17 protein-coding genes are annotated in these 15,829 nt (G+C 59.6%); 6 read left to right on the top strand and 11 right to left on the bottom strand.

Going from position 1 to position 15,829, the window contains the following annotated elements; translation table 11 throughout:
- The 7 genes from ADK28_RS12215 to trpS all read right to left on the bottom strand — a co-directional run.
- On the bottom strand, nucleotides 1–1,574 hold a 1,574-nt coding region (locus tag ADK28_RS12215), incomplete at its 3' end, for a right-handed parallel beta-helix repeat-containing protein (RefSeq protein WP_048795767.1).
- A 193-nt stretch (nucleotides 1,575–1,767) separates the two neighbouring features.
- Nucleotides 1,768–2,232 carry a DUF1456 family protein gene (locus ADK28_RS12210; RefSeq protein WP_016928588.1) on the bottom strand — a complete coding sequence of 155 codons (465 nt, stop codon included), beginning with the start codon at nucleotides 2,230–2,232 and terminating at the stop codon, nucleotides 1,768–1,770.
- 229 nt (nucleotides 2,233–2,461) lie between these two features.
- Nucleotides 2,462–3,361, bottom strand: a complete 900-nt coding sequence (gene phnE / locus ADK28_RS12205) for a phosphonate ABC transporter, permease protein PhnE (protein WP_025302015.1) — start codon at nucleotides 3,359–3,361, stop codon at nucleotides 2,462–2,464.
- Nucleotides 3,358–4,221, bottom strand: coding sequence for a phosphonate ABC transporter, permease protein PhnE (gene phnE, locus ADK28_RS12200; RefSeq protein ID WP_016928590.1), 864 nt, complete (start codon nucleotides 4,219–4,221; stop codon nucleotides 3,358–3,360). The genes phnE (ADK28_RS12205) and phnE (ADK28_RS12200) overlap by 4 nt, the downstream gene beginning before the upstream one ends.
- A 78-nt stretch (nucleotides 4,222–4,299) precedes the next feature.
- On the bottom strand, nucleotides 4,300–5,232 hold the full coding sequence (phnD, locus tag ADK28_RS12195) for a phosphonate ABC transporter substrate-binding protein (protein ID WP_004939482.1): 933 nt from the start codon (nucleotides 5,230–5,232) through the stop codon (nucleotides 4,300–4,302).
- Between the two features lie 41 nt (nucleotides 5,233–5,273).
- On the bottom strand, nucleotides 5,274–6,107 hold the full coding sequence (phnC, locus tag ADK28_RS12190; protein ID WP_004939485.1) for a phosphonate ABC transporter ATP-binding protein: 834 nt from the start codon (nucleotides 6,105–6,107) through the stop codon (nucleotides 5,274–5,276).
- A gap of 117 nt (nucleotides 6,108–6,224) precedes the next feature.
- The gene (gene trpS, locus ADK28_RS12185; protein WP_048795766.1) at nucleotides 6,225–7,232 is read right to left on the bottom strand and encodes a tryptophan--tRNA ligase; all 1,008 of its coding nucleotides are present in this window, start codon (nucleotides 7,230–7,232) and stop codon (nucleotides 6,225–6,227) included.
- Nucleotides 7,233–7,522: 290 nt separating this feature from the next.
- Here trpS and ADK28_RS12180 point away from each other — a divergent pair, with 290 nt between their 5' ends.
- Nucleotides 7,523–8,398 carry an NAD(P)-dependent oxidoreductase gene (locus ADK28_RS12180; RefSeq protein WP_033640976.1) on the top strand — a complete coding sequence of 292 codons (876 nt, stop codon included), beginning with the start codon at nucleotides 7,523–7,525 and terminating at the stop codon, nucleotides 8,396–8,398.
- A gap of 32 nt (nucleotides 8,399–8,430) precedes the next feature.
- Here the strand turns inward: ADK28_RS12180 and ADK28_RS12175 are convergent, their stop codons facing one another.
- The 3 genes from ADK28_RS12175 to ADK28_RS12165 form a co-directional block, all read right to left on the bottom strand.
- Nucleotides 8,431–8,958, bottom strand: coding sequence for a cysteine hydrolase family protein (locus ADK28_RS12175; RefSeq protein WP_048795765.1), 528 nt, complete (start codon nucleotides 8,956–8,958; stop codon nucleotides 8,431–8,433).
- 29 nt (nucleotides 8,959–8,987) lie between these two features.
- Nucleotides 8,988–10,091, bottom strand: a complete 1,104-nt coding sequence (locus tag ADK28_RS12170; RefSeq protein ID WP_016928594.1) for a suppressor of fused domain protein — start codon at nucleotides 10,089–10,091, stop codon at nucleotides 8,988–8,990.
- Nucleotides 10,092–10,253: 162 nt separating this feature from the next.
- A complete protein-coding gene (locus tag ADK28_RS12165; RefSeq protein WP_016928595.1) occupies nucleotides 10,254–11,126 on the bottom strand; it encodes an oxygenase MpaB family protein in 873 nt (290 codons plus the stop codon).
- 242 nt (nucleotides 11,127–11,368) lie between these two features.
- Between ADK28_RS12165 and ADK28_RS12160 the strand changes: the two genes are divergently transcribed.
- The 4 genes from ADK28_RS12160 (at nucleotide 11,369) to ADK28_RS12145 (ending at nucleotide 14,573) form a co-directional block, all read left to right on the top strand.
- Nucleotides 11,369–11,812, top strand: a complete 444-nt coding sequence (locus tag ADK28_RS12160; protein ID WP_016928596.1) for an acetyltransferase — start codon at nucleotides 11,369–11,371, stop codon at nucleotides 11,810–11,812.
- Nucleotides 11,813–12,048: 236 nt separating this feature from the next.
- A complete protein-coding gene (locus ADK28_RS12155; RefSeq protein ID WP_033640979.1) occupies nucleotides 12,049–13,074 on the top strand; it encodes a methionine ABC transporter ATP-binding protein in 1,026 nt (341 codons plus the stop codon).
- Nucleotides 13,067–13,735, top strand: a complete 669-nt coding sequence (locus tag ADK28_RS12150; protein ID WP_004939505.1) for a methionine ABC transporter permease — start codon at nucleotides 13,067–13,069, stop codon at nucleotides 13,733–13,735. The genes ADK28_RS12155 and ADK28_RS12150 overlap by 8 nt, the downstream gene beginning before the upstream one ends.
- Before the next feature lie 19 nt (nucleotides 13,736–13,754).
- Nucleotides 13,755–14,573, top strand: a complete 819-nt coding sequence (locus tag ADK28_RS12145; protein ID WP_016928598.1) for a MetQ/NlpA family ABC transporter substrate-binding protein — start codon at nucleotides 13,755–13,757, stop codon at nucleotides 14,571–14,573.
- 35 nt (nucleotides 14,574–14,608) lie between these two features.
- Here the strand turns inward: ADK28_RS12145 and ADK28_RS12140 are convergent, their stop codons facing one another.
- Nucleotides 14,609–15,253, bottom strand: a complete 645-nt coding sequence (locus tag ADK28_RS12140; RefSeq protein WP_016928599.1) for a TetR/AcrR family transcriptional regulator — start codon at nucleotides 15,251–15,253, stop codon at nucleotides 14,609–14,611.
- A 176-nt stretch (nucleotides 15,254–15,429) separates the two neighbouring features.
- Here ADK28_RS12140 and bhsA point away from each other — a divergent pair, with 176 nt between their 5' ends.
- Nucleotides 15,430–15,687, top strand: a complete 258-nt coding sequence (gene bhsA, locus ADK28_RS12135) for a multiple stress resistance protein BhsA (protein WP_016928600.1) — start codon at nucleotides 15,430–15,432, stop codon at nucleotides 15,685–15,687.
- Nucleotides 15,688–15,829 lie beyond the last annotated feature (142 nt).

Raw genomic sequence — 15,829 nt, 5'->3', positions numbered from 1 at the left:
TCATTCCAATCGCCCTTCGCGCCGAACATCTGAGGGGTAATGTGGGGCACGCCTTCATTCGGGAAGGAATACTGAATGAGTTGATTGCCAGTTACCCCTGCAATCGTAGAGAGAATCGGTTTAAAAGCGCAATCCCAGGCGTTCTTGCCAATGAGGGTCGTTTCGTCAAATGCCCCGCCTAACTCCAGCGCCCGAGCAGGCGCAGCAAGCTTAATCACATTCCCTTCAATAATGGCGTTTTTCCCATTCAAAAAGCGGATATAGCCAAAATCAGAGTCCGTTACCCGGTTGCCGGAAAACACCGTACGGTCGCCATAGAGCTTGATCCATACCTGGCTGCTGGTCCATCCGGAGTTGGTTATCTTGTTGCCGGTCATCACGCAGCTATTGGCGAACAGAGCGACCTTGCAGTTATTGATAATATTGCCTGAGAGGGTCGCCTCCGTTGCGGCAATGCCATTGAAGGCCGACGTCGTGGAGGTACCACAGTAATTTAAAAAGTTATCTGCGATAACGGACTCCGCGACAGAAATATCGTTATTGCCGTGATAGTCGATGCCATTCTCAACGGTATCTTCAACGTGATTCCCAATAATTCGTGAATTATTCGTAGGGATTTTGGTGGGGTTATTTACTAAGGAATAGTCGATCTGAATGCCGAACCTTTCAATCGTTTTGATATAGTTATTAGAGATATTAATGTCACTGATTCCACCCAGCGAGATGCCATAGCTGGTATTAACAATATGGTTATTGGCAACGGTCAGGTTAGTGAATGAATGAGGCGTGCCGGTCACTTCATTATTCAATGTCACCCCGCCCCCTCTTTGCGTATGCCCGGCCCCAGCGGGTTTAGCGGGTTTATGTCCATCATGAATATGATTGTTCACAATCAAGATGTCATAAGCATCTCGGTTCACGCCCGTTTTCAGCAAGATCCCGTCACCCTGGTGATTCGTCAGCTCGTTATTCTGGATCGTAATATGGCGGCCGCCACGAACTGCGATAGGTTCCTCTCCCAAATCTTTAAGTAAATTGTTCTCAAGGGTAACTGACGTACAGTCAGAAAGGCCCAAAGCATCAGTATGCATACTGATGACACAATTTCTCACGGTGAAGTGTTCACAACGGGTGAAAGCCATGCCGGTACACGCGCGAGTGGCATACCACCAAATAGGATCTGCATCTTTCTGAGTCACCTTTCTCGTGATCCTCAGGTCTTCCACGATGAAATTCGACTGTTCAACGGTATTAAAAATGTTGATTTGAGGCGTATCGTCATCCAAGTGAATTTCACCACCGCCATAAATATGGCAGTTGCTAGGGATCTGCAGAGGCTGCCAAGCCGAACCCAACGTCAACCGATAGACATTCGCCATTCTGACCTGGCGTTTTTTCATCGAGTTAGCGGCGTCAATCGCCACTTTAGCGAACATGGCGCTGACGGCATCTCGATCGTCAGCCAGGCCATCGCCTACGGCGCCGAACTGTTCAGGGGTATATTCAGCGAATTCGCCGCCGTCATTGACCTGAGCGGCGTTAAACTGCGGATCTTCTTTTGACATTTGAGCCATTGAACTACTCCTCTGGATTTTACGTTTCAATCGACATTGAATTGAACGAACCCTGAGAAAGTAACCGGATGGGCGGCACGCCCACCATCAATGGCGGATGGCTGAGGGCCAGTACAACAACGGCGGGCGGGAGAGGGGCAATAAAAAAGGCGCAACCTTGCGATTGCGCCTGATGTTCGGTGAACGCTGCGCGTTACTCGCCGCGAATGCGCTGCGCCAGCCCTTTGAGGAAGTAGCGCAGCATCTGATCGCCGCACGGGCGGTAGTTCTTGGTGCCCTCTTTGCGGAACAGCGCGCTCAGCTCCGGCTTGGAGATGCGGAAGTCCACCGCGGTGAAAATCTGGTGCATATCGGTGTCTTTCAGCTCGAACGCCACGCGCAGCTTTTTCAGCACCAGATTGTTGGTGATCGGCAGTTCAACCGCCGGCGCCGGGAACTTGTCGTCCTTGCCGCGCTTGAAGAACACCAGGCCGTTGAGGAAGTGCGCCATCACTTCGTCCGGGCACTTCTCGTAGCCCGGCTCGCCTTCTTTGATCACGTAAGCGTCCATCGCCGACACCGCCACCTCGAAATCGTCCAGTTTGATAATCTCGACCATTTTGGCGTTGTTAATGCTCAGCATATAGCGCACGCTGCGCAGCACGTCGTTGTTCATCATGGGATTGCATTGCCTTATTTGTCTAACGGGGACGTGCGCATTGTAAAAAATGCCCCATACCCAAAATAATTGGAGTTGCATCGCGGCGGCAAATTTGTAAGCCCCCGGAGCATAGTTAACTATGTGACCGGGGCGCGCAAATGCAGCCAACAAAGAGGCAACTCCAAGTATGACGGGTATGGCCGCACACCTTGAATGTGCGGCAGTATAGGGATCGGAAAGGGGTTTCTCAATCGATTTGGCTTTTTTGCTGATACAGCGGGATGTCTTCGCCGATGATGTACTTGTTGCGCAGCATCGACGAGACCTTGTCCATGATCATCACCACCACCACCAGGATCAGAGTGATGAACATCACCACGTCCCAGTTCCACAGCCGCATGTTCTCCGCGTACACCAGGCCGATGCCGCCGGCGCCGACGAAGCCCAGCACCGCCGCAGAGCGGGTGTTGGACTCGATCTGATACAGGCTGAGCGCCAGGAAGGTGGGGAACGACTGGGTGAAAATGCCGTAGCGGTGCTTCTGCAACCCGTTGGCGCCCACCGCCGTCAGGCCGCGGCTGGGGGACTTGTCCACCGCCTCGTGCCCTTCGGCGTACAGTTTGCCCAACAGCCCGACGTCCTGCATCACGATAGCCAACACCCCGGCGAGCGGCCCCATGCCGACGGCGCGCACGAAGATCAGCCCCCAGATCGCCATGTCGATGCCGCGCAGCACGTCCAGCAAGCGGCGCACCAGCACCGAAATCGGCCGCAGCAGCGGCGTCGACATCACGTTGCGCGCGGCGAAGAACGACAGCGGCAGCGCGATCAGCGACGCGGTGATGGTGCCGGCGAACACGATGGCGATGGTGATGCCGATCTGCTGGAAGTAGTACATGAACGGCCAGTTGGCGAAGTCGTGCCAGACGAACATGCGCAGGAAATAGCGCCCCAACTGCTGGCAGCCGTTGATAAACTGCGGCCAGCTAATGCCGAAGACCAGGAAGAAGAACACGTAGTACAGCACGATCGCCAAGGCGATCAGGCCGACGGTGCGCAGGTAACGCCCCTGCTGCGCGAAGATCGCCGGATGCTGCTGTTTTAGCTGGCGCAGCGTTTCCGCCGACGCCGGAGTGCCCGCTATCATTTTGCCCCCTCCACCACGCGCTTGCGCAGCTCGCCCGACACGTAGTCGAGCACGGAAACCACCACGATGATCAGCAGCAGCGTCATGCTGACCTGATCGTAGCGGTCGAGTTTAATGTTGGTCATCAGCTCCTGGCCGATGCCGCCCGCCCCCACCAGCCCCAAAATGGTCGACTGACGGAAGTTGATCTCCAGCCGCATGAAGCTGTAGGAGAGAAACACCGGCTTCACCTGCGGCCACAGGCCGAAGCGCATGCGCTGCAGCGGCGTGGCGCCGCAGGCCGCCAGCCCGCGCACCGGCTTGTTGGAGGCGGTTTCGATCGATTCGTAGAACAGCTTGGTCAGGCTGCCGATGGTGTGCAGCGCCAGCGCCAGGAAGCCGGGAATGGCGCCGATGCCGAACGCCATCACGAACATCACCGCCCACGCCAGCTCCGGCATGGTGCGCAAGAACGCCACCAGCGTGCGGATCGCCAGCCGCACCGAGGCCGGGGTATAGGTGTTGCCGGCCGCCAGAAACGCCAGCACGGTCGCCACCAGCACCGAGAAAATGGTCGCCGCCAGCGCCAGCTGCAGGGTCTCCCAGATCAGCGGCAGCTGGATGTTCAGGCGATAGCCCCAGTAGGCCAGCGAGCCTTCGGTGCGCCCATCGGCGAACAGCAGGTTCCAGTGCAGCGTCGGCACGGTTTCGGCCAGATAGTCGAAGAAGTGCGGAATAGACACCCAGACGGTGTGCAGGTTGAACTCGGCGAGGTTGCCGGCGCCCAGGTACAACACCACCAGCCCGAGCGACCACAGCAGCGCTTCGCGCTTTTGCTTGCTGCGGATCCGTTGGTAATAGTGTGCGAAATCGGTATTCAATGCAGGTCTTCCATCTTGATGGAACAAGGGGTTCAGCATGCTGAACCCCTTCATTCGAACGGCCGAGGCAGCCGGGAATTAACGGTCGCCTTTGGTCAGCTCGCGCTTCATATCGATGATGGTCTGGTATTCCGCCAGGGTAGTGTCGCCGATGTGCTGTTTGCCGCCCATCGCTTTGATAAAGCACGCGTGATCGTCTTTATCCAGCTTCTTGATGGCGGTGACCACTTTGGCCTTGAAGTCGGCCGGCAGCGAGTTGCTCACCAGGATCGGGCCGTTCGGGATCAGCGGCGACTGCCAAATGATGCGGATCTGCTTCATCAGGTCCGGGTGATCCATGCGGATCATGCGGGTGAACGCGCCGCTGGTGTAGCCGGTGTTGTAGTCGCCAATCATCGACGCCCAGGTCACCGCGCCTTCGAACTGGCCGTTCAGCACGCCGAGGATGTCCTGCTCGTGGCCGCCGGAGAAGGTGACGCTGGAGAAGGTGTTGTTGTATTTGTTGTCGACCGTGCCGCCGAACAGCTTTTTAAACGCCTGGTTCGGGATCAGGAAGCCGGAGGTCGAATCCGGATCGGCGAAGCCGATGGCCTTGCCTTTCAGGTCTTCCAGTTTCTGGTACGGGCTGCCGGCCTTCACCACCACCACCGAGTGGTAGCCGCGCGACTGGTCAACGTCGTCGACCGCGATGCCGACGATGTCCACCGCTTTCGGATCCTTGATGTAGACCGAGGCGAACGACGACGGCGACATGCTCAGCACCAGGTCAATCTTGCCGCCCAGCAGGCCCTGGATCACGCCGGAATAGTCGGACGAGTTGCGCAGCTTGGTATCGACGTTCAACTCTTTGTCCAGGAACTGCTTCACGCATTGGTTATCGCCGATCTGCTGGGTGGCGTTCTGGCCGCCGAGAATGCCCAGGTTCAGCTCTTTCGGCGCATCCGCTGCGGCAGCATTAAATACCATCATCGCGCCGGCCATCAGGGTGGTCAGACTCAATACTTTTTTCATCAGGTGTGCCTTGTGTGTAAAGGGTAAAGGTCAAAAGTGCTTCAATGGATCTGATTGGCTTCTTCGCCATACAGCTGGTGCAGGATCCGTTCGTTCAGTTGCGAAGGATGCCCGTCAAACACGATCTTCCCGTGGGCGATGCCGATCACCCGCGAGCAATACTCTTTCACCAGTTCGACCGAGTGCAGATTCACCATCACCGCGATGCCGTCTTCGCTGATTTTCTGCAGCGCGTCCATGATGCGGCGGGTGTTTTTCGGATCGAGCGACGCCACCGGCTCATCGGCCAGCAGGATTTGCGGGTTTTGCATCAGCGCGCGGCAGATGGCGACGCGCTGCATCTGACCGCCGGAGAGGTGCTCGGCGCGCTGCAGCGCGTGCGGCAGCATGTTGAGCCACTGCAACAGCTCGATGGCGCGAGCGCGGTCGGCGTCATCGAACAGTTTGAAGAAGGATTTCAGGGTGGAAGTGTGGCTCAGGCGGCCCAGCAACACGTTGGTCATCACGTCCAGCCGCGGCACCAGGCAGAAGTCCTGGAAGATCATGCCGCAGCGCGCGCGCCACTGGCGCATCTGGCGGCCGGCAAGCTGGGCGATATCCTGCGCCACGCCATCGTCTTCGAAGTGCAGCATCTCGCCGCAGCTGGAAGGAATGGTGCCGTTGAGGGTATGCAACAGCGTGGACTTGCCCGCGCCGGAGCGGCCGATCACCGCCACGAATTCGCCGGCGTGCAGATCGAAATTGATGTCATCCAGCACGCGCTGCTGCGCTTTGTAGGCCTTGCCGAGCCCCTTTACCGATAACACTTTGCGGGATGCGGCGGCGTGCTGCCCTGGGAACTCGTGCTGCGCCAATTTTAACAGTGCCTGAGCCATATGATTTCTCTGGTTTCAGTGGCTAATCATTATGGGCACCTATTAACGGATAAGTTTATGACAGTGGGATGATGGTTTTATGGCCGGGGCGTGACGCGTGCCGCCCCGGTGTGCACCTCACGCCAGGGTGAAGAAGTCCAGCCCCAGCGCCGCCTTGACCTGCTGCAGCGTCCGCTGGCTGACCTGATGCGCGCGGCGGGTGCCGTGCTGCAGGATGCGCGTCAGCTCGCCTTTATCGGCGATGAATTCGGCGCGGCGGGTGCGGATCGGTTCGAGCAGGCTCTGCAGACAATCCTCCAGCAGCCGTTTGATCTTCACGTCCCCCAACCCGCCGCGGCGGTAGTGCGCCTTCAGTTCCGCCACCAGCGCGGCGTCTTCGCAGAAGGCGTCCAGATAGGTGAACACCATGTTGCCCTCCACCCGGCCGGGATCGCTGACGTTGAGATGGCCGGGATCGGTGAACATGCTCATCACCGCCTTGTGCACCTCGTCGGCGCCGGCGCCAAGCGGGATGGCGTTACCGCGCGATTTCGACATCTTGCCCTGCCCGTCCAGCCCCGGCAGACGCCCAACGTTGCTCAACAGCGGCTGGCACTCCGTTAATATCGGTTGGCCGACGATGTGGTTGAAGCGCCGCACGATCTCGTTGGTTTGCTCCAGCATCGGCAGTTGATCCTCGCCGACCGGCACGTGGGTGGCACCGAAGGCGGTGATGTCCGCCGCCTGGCTGACCGGATAGATCAGAAAACCGGCCGGCAGGCTGCGGGCGAAATCCTTCTCGGCGATTTCGTTTTTCACCGTCGGGTTGCGTTCCAGCCGCGCCACGCTGACCAGATTAAGGTAGTACATCGTCAGTTCGGCCAACGCCGGCAGCGCCGACTGCAGGCAGATCGTGGTCTTGTGCGGATCGATGCCGACCGCCAGATAGTCGGCCACGACGTTGAGCACGTTGGCGCTGATTTTTTGCGGGTTGTTGCCGTTGTCGGTCAGGCCCTGCAGATCCGCCACCATCACCGTTTGGTTATGCTGGTGCTGCAGTGCGACGCGCTGGCGCAGCGAGCCGACGAAGTGGCCTAAATGCAGTGGGCCGGTGGCGCGATCGCCGGTAAGAATGGTGTAGCTCATGACAGTGCTCCTGAAGGTCTGTAGACCGCCGGATCAACGCCACAAAAAATAATGCCGCCAAACCGGCGGCATTAAAAAGAGATGTGAATACTCGTGCCGCCTCAGAAGAGGCGCCACCATGACTGATTGTGGGTGGAGTGCATCGATATATTCATGCCATCAAGGTATACCCGCCGCGGCAGCGCGTCAATAGCCCGCCGCCGGCGCGTAAGACGGCGTTACACTCCGGCATTTGCGTTCCTGGCCTGGCGCGCTAGGGTAAAACCTTCAACCTGAAAAAGGAGCGCATGATGAAGATCGGATTTGCCGGACTGGGTGGGATGGGCAGCGCCATGGCGGCCAACCTGTTGCAGGCGGGCTTCGCCTTAACGGTATGGAACCGCTCGCCGCAGGCGGCGCAGCCGCTGGTGAGCGCCGGCGCGCGGCAGGCCGAACGGCCGGAACAGTTGGCCGATGCCGACGTGCTGATCACCATGCTGGCCGACGATGCCGCCACGCAGCAGGTGGTGGTGGACAGCGGATTGCTGCAGCGGATGAAACCGGGCGCGCTACATATCAATATGGCGACCATCTCGGTCGAACTCGCCAAACGCCTGACGACGCTGCATGCGGAACACGGCATCGGCTACCTCGCCGCGCCGGTGCTGGGGCGGGTCGACGTGGCCGCCGCCGGCAAGCTGAATATTCTGGCGGCCGGCGATAGCGAGCGGCTGAAGCAAGCGCAGCCGCTGTTCGATGCCCTCGGCCAGAAAACCTGGCACTTCGGCGCCGATCCGGCGCAGGCCAACGTGGTCAAAATCGCCACCAACTTTACGCTGGCCAGCGCCATTGAAGCGATGGCGGAAGGCAGCGCGCTGGTGCGCAACTATGGCGTGTCCGGCGCCGACTACCTGCAGATGCTGAGCGGCACCGTCTTCGCCGCCCCGGCTTACCAGGGCTATGGCGCGCTGATCGCCGCCGAGAAGTATTCACCCGCCGGATTCCGGCTGGCGCTGGGGTTGAAAGACGTCGGGCTGGCGCTGGCCGCCGGCGCCGACAGCCATACGCCGATGCCGTTCGCCGGGGTGCTGAAGGACAACTTCCTCGACGCGATGGCGCAAGGGGATGCGGATCTGGACTGGGCCGCACTGGCCAAGGTGGCGGCGCGGCGGGCGGGCCTGAAATAACGAACGGGGGCGCTGGCCCCCGTTTTCCGTTCTCAGAACACGATGTCCGCCGCGGGCACGGCGCGGATCGGCACGCCGAAGCTGTCGATATTCGACAGCGTCTCGTTATGGTGGGTGCGGATCAGCAAACCGTCGGCATAGGATTTGTCGTGGCAGGTGTGCGCATCCGCCGCCAGCGTCACCGGATAGCCGCGCGCCGCGGCGCTGCGCACCGTGGTATCGATGCAAAACGGCGTGGAGTAGCCGCAAACCACCAGCTGCGATACGCCGTTGGCGATCAGCAACGCGCCGAGCGAGGTGCGCAGGAAGGAGTCCGGCGTGGTTTTATCCACCCGATGGTCGCCCGGCTCCACCTTCAGCGCCGCGAGCACTTGCCAGGCGGCGCTGCCGTGCGGCAGTTCGTCGTCCGGCGTGTGGTGCTGAATCACGACAACCGGCACGCCCGCCCGGCGGGCGCGCTCGCTCAACTGATTGATGCGCGCAACGGTGCCCGCGGCATCCGCCGGCGGCGGCGTAAACAACCCTTCCTGCACATCGATAATCAACAGCGCGGTGGTCATGGCGGCTCCCGAAGAGAAGATAAATAGCGTCAGCACACCGGCTGGCGCGGGCGGAAAATGTGGTCAACGCCCTGCTCGCGCAGCCGGTTCACCAGATCGTGCCCGCCGTTCGGCGTGGCGTGCGCCAGCTGGCGCTCGGCGGTAAACACCGGGCTGGCCCAAAACAGGTTCACCGGGTCGCCGTACTGCTGCGGCAACGCCAGGTGCGCGTGATGCGGATAGAAGGACGACGATAAAATATAGCCTTCGTAGCCCAACGGCGCCACGTCGGACTCCAGCGTGTGCCCTTCGCCGATCCAGGTCAACCGCGCCCACGGCGCGTGCGCGAAACCGGCCAGCGCGCTGGCCATCTGCACCGCGTTGTCTTCGGTCATGTATTGGCTGTCGATGGCGATCGCCATCTCCATGCGGCGATAGCGCGAAGCCTCGTCGTTGAACAGGATCTCCACCCACGGCATCGGCCGGATGCTGACCCCCATGGTGAGGAAGTAATAGATGCCGTCGCGCTCGTGCTGAGTGATGGCCATCGGCGGCCACTTGCCCTGATCGATGGCGTAATATTTTACCGAAGGGCCGAAATGCTGCTCATAGCGCGCCTGAAAATCGCGCTGCATCTTCGGCCACGGATTGCCCTCTTCACGCTGCCAGCTGCGCCAAAACTGCCGGGTACTTTCCGCCTGCGCATATTGCGTGTTGGTCGAGGCCGAACCGAGCGGATAGGCCAGTGGGCTCTCCTTGATGCAGCTGGCCGAATAGCACACCGAATGGTCGATATACAGGCTCCAGCCGGGGATCACCGCCAGCAGTTGGCCGTAATACCACAGGGCCGCGCCGTCGTCGCTTTCGCTCCACACCACCATCAGCCCTTCCGGGTTCAGCGGCGCTTCCCCTTCCAGGTTGCGGCAAAACTCCGCCGCCAGCATCGGCGGCTGCCCTTGTTCCAACGCGGCGCGATCCTCCTGCAGCGGCGCGGCGGCCAGGTTGCGCAGCCAGCAGGCGCGCACCTGATAGCGATCGCTGTAGGCTTCGGCGGGATAGATGTAAAAATAGGCTGCCCGGTGATCTTGCTGAACCACCGCGACCAGCGTCTGGTTCTCATTGCTGACTTCAGCAAGTACGTATGACTCGTTCATATCACCTCAATAGGGTCAGGGCGCGGCAGAATCGGCTGCGCGCCAAAAATGGAATGTGGCTTTGCCCCAAGTGTAAAACGCATTACTGGCTGGATCACCCGTAAAAGTCTCAAAAACGGCCGTAAACGAAGATAAACAAAGGCTAATTATAGCGGCTGCGGCTCATGACGGCCGAGTGATGCGCCGCACCGCGCGCTGATAGGAACCGTTGCGCATCGACGCGCCCAGCACCTTGCCCAAACCGGCGGCGCCCGTTCGCACCAGCCGCCGCCGCAGCGCGCCCGGATGAAAACCGAACTGCCGCTGCGCCCAGTCGGGCAACAGATCGATGCCCGCCTGCATCACCACCCCACCGAGCGGGCGCGCCAACGCGCTCGGCGCCGGCGCCTTCAGCAGAATGCGCGCCACCTCTTGGGTGCGTTCATCGCACACCAGCTGCGGCCGCATCGCCTGCAGGTATTCTTCGACCTCCGCGCAGGACTGAGGTATTGCAGTGGCTCCCAGCGCGGCGGCCACGCGCGCCGCTTCACGATAGTATTGATCCTGCAAATCGCGGGAAAGATGGGGGTTACGGTAGCGCAGGTGGCTGGCCAGAAAGCGGCTGCTCTCCGCCACGTGCACCCAGGTCAGCAGCGCCGGATCGCTGGCGGCATAAGGCGTGCCGTCGCCGCCGACGCCGGTTACCCGCAGATGGATGGCTTTGACTTTGGCGATCAGCCGCTCCGCCTCGGCGGTCGGGCCGAAAGTGGTGACCGACACGAACTGGCTGGTGCGGCGCAGGCGGCCGATCATATCGTCGCGAAAATTGGAGTGATCCCATACGCCGGCCAGCGCCAGCGGGTGCAGCATTTGCAGCAGCAAGGCGCTGACGCCGCCGCACAGCATCGGCGTGAAATCGCGATGTACCTGCCAGATGACAGACTGCGGGCCGAACAGCCCCGGATCGCCGGGCGGATTCTCAAAATCGACGCCGCCGAGCGCCAGCCCGGTCAGGCTGAGCACCTGTTTCTCTATCGCTGCGCGTACCGCTTCCATCCTGCCGCCCTCTTGCTGGTTCAGCGGCCAGTGTATCACGCGGCGATCGCCTCATTGCGCCCTGCGGCGGTTGAAAGCATTAACTTACTGAATTACAGTTGTTATACCGCTTGCAACAAGGCGGACCTATTCGATCCACTGCAGAGGCGCTTTGCAGGGCGTTAACCCACGTTAATTCGGCACTAACCCCACAAAACCTCTATCTAGTTTCTTTTCCTTCAACTTAGATAGCAGAGAGTTCGATGATTACCATCAGAGCACGCGCGGCGGAAGACAACGCGCAATTGGCAGATATCTGGCTGCGTTCGGTGCGCGCCACCCACCATTTTTTAACCGAAGACAACATCGCGCAGCTGTTCCCGCTGGTGCTGAACGACTACCTGCCGGCGGTCAACGTTTGGGTGGCCGAAGAACGCCCGGGGCATCCCTGCGGCTTTATCGGCCTGAACGGCAACAAGGTGGAGATGTTGTTTATCGACGCCGATCAGCGCGGCAAAGGGGTGGGCAAAGCGCTGCTGACCCACGCGGAAACGCTGCACGATGAGCTGCAGCTGGACGTGAACGAGCAAAATCCGCAGGCCAGCGGCTTCTACCGCCACTACGGGTTTGTCATCACCGGCCGCTCGCCGCTCGACGGCCAGGGCAACCCGTTCCCGCTGCTGCACATGAAGCTGGAAAAACGCTAGCCCTCCGCCGGCCGCCCTGCGGCCGGTTTCTTCCCCCGCCTCCCCCGCCGCCTTATATATCAAATAAGAATAAGTAATAGATTTTACATTCTTCCTGTCACTATAAACCCTCGGTAGGATTGCCCGGTATTCACCCGCAACAGAGGTTCCGTCAGCCGAAAAGCCGAACGATCTCTGTCCGGCGCACCGCGCTCTGGACGGAATGCTGTGATGTATCGATAAGGATCCGCTTCGCTATGATCGTTCTTTCGAACGTTTGCAAAACTTTTGACAGCACACAGGGCCGCGTCGTGGCGGTAGACAACGTCAGCCTGGCGGTAGAGGCCGGGCAAATTTACGGCATCATCGGCTACAGCGGCGCCGGCAAAAGCACCCTCATCCGCCTGCTCAACGGTCTGGAAACGCCCACCAGCGGCCGCATTGACGTGGGCGGTTTTGATATCGCCCGCGCCAAAGGCAGCCATCTGCGCCAGGCGCGCCTGAAAATCAGCATGGTGTTTCAGCACTTCAACCTGCTGTGGTCGCGCACCGTCAGCCAGAACATCGCGTTTTCCATGCAGATCGCCGGCGTGCCCAAGGCGCAGATTGCGCCGCGCGTGGCGGAACTGATCGCGCTGGTCGGCCTGCAGGGGCGCGAAAACGCCTACCCGTCGCAGCTCAGCGGCGGCCAAAAGCAGCGCGTCGGCATCGCCCGCGCGCTGGCCAATAACCCGAGCGTGCTGCTGTGCGACGAGGCCACTTCGGCGCTCGATCCGCAGACCACCGACGCCATTCTCGACCTGCTGTTGGACATCAACCGTCAGCTGAAATTGACCATCGTGCTAATCACCCACGAGATGCACGTGGTGCGCAAAATCTGCCACCGCGTGGCGGTGATGGAAAACGGCCGCATCGTCGAAGAAGGCCCGGTGCTTGACGTGTTCACCCGGCCGCAGCAGCCGATCACCCGACAGTTCGTCAAACAGGTGTCGCAGTATGCGGACACCGAAGAGAGCTTCAACCCGCAGCTCACCGCCCACCTGCCGGGGGCGATTTTCAAGCTGACCTTCGTCGGCGTGCAAACCCATCAGGCGGTGATCTCTGAAGTGATCCGGCGCTACGCCCTGACCGTCAACATTCTGCACGGCAAGATCAGCCACACCCTCAACGGTTCGTTCGGCGAACTGTACATCCACGCCGAAGGCAATGAACAACAAGTCGCCGACATGCTCAACCTGCTGCACGAAAGAGACATCGCCGTCGAGGTTATCCAACATGATTGAATCCCTGTTCCCCCACCTGCGTCTGGACCAACTGTGGGACGCCACCTGGGAAACGCTGTACATGACCGGCATCGCCGGTTTGGCCACGCTGGTGCTGGGCATCGTGCTCGGCGTGCTGCTGTTTTTAACCTCGAAGGGCCAGCTGTTGCAGAACCGGGCGGTCTACTCGCTGATCTCCGTGTTGGTCAACGTCTTCCGCTCTATCCCGTTCATCATTCTGATCGTGCTGCTGATCCCATTCACCAAGTCGCTGATCGGCACCATTCTCGGCGCGGACGCGGCCCTGCCGGCGCTGATCGTCGGCGCGGCGCCGTTCTACGCCCGGCTGGTGGAGATCGCGCTGCGCGAGGTCGACAAAGGAGTGATCGAAGCGGCGCGCTCGATGGGCGCCAAAAACCGCACCCTGATTTTCCGCGTATTGCTGCCGGAAAGCTCGCCGGCGCTGGTTTCCGGCATCACCGTCACCCTGATCGCGCTGGTGAGCTACACCGCGATGGCCGGGGTGATCGGCGCCGGCGGCCTGGGCAATCTGGCCTATCTGGAAGGCTTCCAACGCAACCACAGTGACGTGACGCTGGTGGCGACGCTGACGATCCTGCTGATCGTTTTCGTCATTCAGTTCATTGGCGACACCCTGACAAGAACGCTCGATAAACGTTAATTAACCAAGGAAAACGATGATGAAAAAGCACCTACTGATGTTGGCTTTCGCCTCTGTCGCCACCCTCGCCTCTTACGGCGCCGCCGCGGCGACCAAGCTGGTGGTCGGCGCCTCCAACGTGCCGCACGCCGAGATCCTCGAACAGGCCAAACCGATACTGGCGAAGGAAGGCATCGATCTGCAGATCAAGCGCTTCCAAGACTACATTCTGCCGAACACCGCCTTGGCCAGCCACGACATCGACGCCAACTACTTCCAGCACGTGCCTTACCTGAACTCGGTGCTGAAAGACCACGCCGACGACAAGAGCTACGACTTCGTCAGCGCCGGCGCGATCCATATTGAGCCTATCGGCATCTACTCGAAGAAGTACAAGAGCCTGAAAGATCTGCCGGAAAACGGCAAAATCATCATGCGCGACGCGGTGGCGGAAGAAGGCCGCATTCTGTCTATTTTTGAACGGGAAGGCGTGATCAAGCTGAAGCCGGGGGTGAGCAAAGTGGACGCGCGCATCACCGACGTGGTGGAAAACCCGAAACACCTGAAGTTCCAGGCCAACGTTGAAGGCGCGCTGCTGCCGCAGATGTACAACAACAACGAAGGCGACGCGGTGGTGATCAACGCCAACTACGCCATCGACGCCGGGCTGAATCCGACCAAGGATCCGATCGCAGTCGAAAGCGGCGAAAACAACCCGTACGCCAACATCATCACCGTGCACAAAGCCGACGTGAACAAGCCGGAGATCGTGGCACTGGTCAAAGTGCTGCACTCCAAACCGATTCAGGACTTTATCCGCGAGAAGTACCAGGGCGCGGTGATCCCGGTCAATCAGTAATGGGTTAGACGGCCCGGTGAAAACCGGGCCGGTTGTCACACCTTATTGCCAATCTGGCTGAGCCGCGGCCACACCAGCATCAACGCCTCCAGCAACCGCAGCAGATCGCCGCGGCTTGCCCCTTCGCGCGCCTGCACCGACATGCCTTCAATGGTGCAAATGACGTACTTCGCCAGCAGCGCGGTGTCGGTCTTCGCCAGCAGTTCACCCTGCTGCACCTTGCGATCGAAGCAGGCTTTCAGCGCCGCTTCCTGGGCATGATGTTTTTTGCGCAGCATCTGGGCGACGTCGTCGGACGCGGACGACAGCGCGGCGGAAGCGCACACCATAAAACAACCTGACGGCGTATCGGGGTCGGTAAACACTTCGACGGAAGAACGCACGTAGGCCTCGACGATCTCGGCCACCGGCAACGCCTGTTCCAACAGTTGGTTGGTGCAGGTGGTGTATTTTTGCAAATAGCGTTCCACCGCCGCGCGGAACATCCCTTCCTTGTTGCCGAATTCCGCATACAGCGTCGGCGCCTTGGCGCCGGTCACTTCCACCAGATCGGCCAGCGAGGTGGCTTCATAACCGTGCCGCCAGAACAGATCGAGCGCGCTTTCCAGCGCCCGATCGCGATCAAATTGTTTCGGTCTGCCGCGGCTTTTCTTGCCGCAGACCGCTTCATTGATGCTCATCGTTCCTCTCCTATCCCGCTCCACGGCAGGGTTAGCACAAATAACTTAACGATCATTATAAAAAAATATTGCGCGCTCGTCGAGAACCGATTAGCATTTAGTTATCGATCGTTAAGATAATTTAGCGAAGCGGATTAAACCCCTCTATTCACCGTTATCGGAAAGGAATTAACATTATGAAAAACTTAAAATTAACCTTAGCAGCCCTCACTCTGGCCAGCGTTTCCTTCGGCAGCTTCGCCGCTGATTTGGTTCAGAACCAACCGGCTGACCAGCAGAAAGTGGGCGTCATTACCGTCAGCGGCGCATCCGATCTGACCTCGCTGGAAAACAGCCTGGCCGCCAAAGCTGATCAGGCCGGTGCAAAATCCTTCCGCATTATCGGCGCCGGCGGTAACAACCAGCTGCATGGCACTGCAGAAATCTATCAATAACAAAGCATTAAGCCTGTGGACTGCATACCTTTATTGCTCACAGCGCCAGGGCGTAAAAAAAATTAATTAACGAGCATTAAAAAAATACTTGCAATCCGTCAAACCGGCATCTAACATTAAATTATCGATCGTTAATTAATTT

It is taken from the genome of Serratia sp. 506_PEND (assembly GCF_001076875.1).
In the GTDB taxonomy this organism is placed as follows: Bacteria; Pseudomonadota; Gammaproteobacteria; order Enterobacterales; family Enterobacteriaceae; genus Serratia; species Serratia marcescens.
The sequence above is the reverse complement of the archived record's forward strand: the minus strand, read 5'-3'. Positions and strand labels throughout refer to the sequence as shown.

Coding starts and splice junctions, on each gene's coding strand:
- ADK28_RS12210 (WP_016928588.1), bottom strand. CDS start 2,232: ATGATGAACAACGACGTGCTGCGCAGCGTGCGCTATATGCTGAGCATT.
- phnE (WP_025302015.1), bottom strand. CDS start 3,361: ATGATAGCGGGCACTCCGGCGTCGGCGGAAACGCTGCGCCAGCTAAAA.
- phnD (WP_004939482.1), bottom strand. CDS start 5,232: ATGAAAAAAGTATTGAGTCTGACCACCCTGATGGCCGGCGCGATGATG.
- phnC (WP_004939485.1), bottom strand. CDS start 6,107: ATGGCTCAGGCACTGTTAAAATTGGCGCAGCACGAGTTCCCAGGGCAG.
- trpS (WP_048795766.1), bottom strand. CDS start 7,232: ATGAGCTACACCATTCTTACCGGCGATCGCGCCACCGGCCCACTGCAT.
- ADK28_RS12180 (WP_033640976.1), top strand. CDS start 7,523: ATGAAGATCGGATTTGCCGGACTGGGTGGGATGGGCAGCGCCATGGCG.
- ADK28_RS12175 (WP_048795765.1), bottom strand. CDS start 8,958: ATGACCACCGCGCTGTTGATTATCGATGTGCAGGAAGGGTTGTTTACG.
- ADK28_RS12170 (WP_016928594.1), bottom strand. CDS start 10,091: ATGAACGAGTCATACGTACTTGCTGAAGTCAGCAATGAGAACCAGACG.
- ADK28_RS12165 (WP_016928595.1), bottom strand. CDS start 11,126: ATGGAAGCGGTACGCGCAGCGATAGAGAAACAGGTGCTCAGCCTGACC.
- ADK28_RS12160 (WP_016928596.1), top strand. CDS start 11,369: ATGATTACCATCAGAGCACGCGCGGCGGAAGACAACGCGCAATTGGCA.
- ADK28_RS12155 (WP_033640979.1), top strand. CDS start 12,049: ATGATCGTTCTTTCGAACGTTTGCAAAACTTTTGACAGCACACAGGGC.
- ADK28_RS12150 (WP_004939505.1), top strand. CDS start 13,067: ATGATTGAATCCCTGTTCCCCCACCTGCGTCTGGACCAACTGTGGGAC.
- ADK28_RS12145 (WP_016928598.1), top strand. CDS start 13,755: ATGAAAAAGCACCTACTGATGTTGGCTTTCGCCTCTGTCGCCACCCTC.
- ADK28_RS12140 (WP_016928599.1), bottom strand. CDS start 15,253: ATGAGCATCAATGAAGCGGTCTGCGGCAAGAAAAGCCGCGGCAGACCG.
- bhsA (WP_016928600.1), top strand. CDS start 15,430: ATGAAAAACTTAAAATTAACCTTAGCAGCCCTCACTCTGGCCAGCGTT.